The organism is Microcoleus sp. S28C3 (assembly GCF_036700785.1).
Lineage (GTDB): Bacteria > Cyanobacteriota > Cyanobacteriia > Cyanobacteriales > Microcoleaceae > Microcoleus > Microcoleus asticus.
The window spans coordinates 1-1,371 of record NZ_JAUBPO010000279.1 but is presented as its reverse complement, the minus strand read 5'-3'; the positions used below and the strand labels follow the sequence as shown (position 1 = coordinate 1,371).

The following is a 1,371-nucleotide window of genomic DNA, read 5'->3' as shown; positions in this document are numbered from 1 at the left end:
AGATTGCACTCACTTTTTTCACTTCTCTGCTGCAAAAGCGATCGTATCCCTCTTTAAAAACTGTCCGGAGTATTGATATAACTCACACAGCAACAAAGTTACATTAAAGAGTTTGTTCAGATTTATGTTAGATCAATTTGAAAGTTGGATTCAGGAGAAACGTCAGGAAATTGAAAACTGGGGTTATCAATTAGATATCGTAAAACCTCCGTCAGGTGTAGCTCAACAAAGTCTAAGCTTGGATTTAGATTCTGATAATTATATCGCTCGAATAACACTATGGGAATCGGGAGATTCTCAACTACAAATTCTAGATATTGTTTCAGAAAAAATGGTGTTTGATGAATATTTAAAGATTCAGGCGAATTTTAACTTCAGCAAAGCTTTTGAAAACTTCTTCAATATTTTGAATTTAAACATTTGTTAAAAAAGAGTTAAATATATACATCTTGAAACTCATTTGTATGAAAATATTGTAACTGGTCAAAAACTCGCACCCAAAATTACGATCGATCCAGATGTGAGGAATTAAAAAAATGGAAGAAATAAAGGCTAAAATTATCAAAATTGCTACCAATATCATTAACAAAGAAATAGATTTATTAAATGGATGTCGTACATTAGTGCATTTTCAACGTGAATTAGCAGAGCCACCTGAAGCCTTCTTTGTATTAAGAGGAATAGATTCAGAGACAGATATTTTTCCTATTGTCCTCGCAGAAAGAAAACAATGGGCTTCAGAAGCGTTGTCAAGATTAGATAGAGAAAAAAATGAATATATTTCTTTAGTAAAAGAGGAAATAATAGAAGCCTGTAGGGAAATAATACAGCAGATTCCACATTTATGAAGTACACCGCGCGAGCGTTAGCTCCCTGTAGGGACACGGCATTGCCGTGTCCCTACATTTCATAAACTGGAATACGCTGTAACTAGCCTTAGCACTGAACAGACGCCGAATGGCAGCTCATTCAACCACTAAATCGCGAACAACAGCGTACAAATCAAATTCTCCTGTATCGGGATTTGTGTGATAGCGCTATTCTGGCTTGAAACCCAGTTCAAAGAGTATGGCAAAAAGAAGTGTTTATATTCTAAGTATTACTCCGATTTTTCGGGGTTTAAGACAGCAATATATGACTTAGTTACTCAGGCTCCTATCACCCATAAACAACATTTGGATTCTCTTTTAACCTAAAAATTTCCTAGCTTCAAGCCAGAGCAATTAACCGCAAAAGGTACTCAGCTACTCACCATTGTCTTTGACCGTGCTGAGTAGATATTTTACTTTTTGAAAGCAACAGTCCGGACAGTTTTTTGGGGTGAGTGGCGAGGAAAGCTATCCAAGGCTTAAAGTACAGTCATACATAAAA

At 36.0% G+C, this 1,371-nt stretch carries 2 protein-coding genes; both read left to right on the top strand.

Annotation, left to right across the window (positions count from 1 at the left end):
• Positions 1-124: 124 nt before the first annotated feature.
• Positions 125-427, top strand: coding sequence for an immunity protein TriTu family protein (locus QUA13_RS32440; protein WP_333205196.1), 303 nt, complete (start codon positions 125-127; stop codon positions 425-427).
• 109 nt (positions 428-536) lie between these two features.
• Positions 537-848 (top strand): hypothetical protein, encoded by a 312-nt coding sequence (locus QUA13_RS32435; protein ID WP_333205194.1) that lies wholly within the window; start codon positions 537-539, stop codon positions 846-848.
• Positions 849-1,371: the final 523 nt, after the last annotated feature.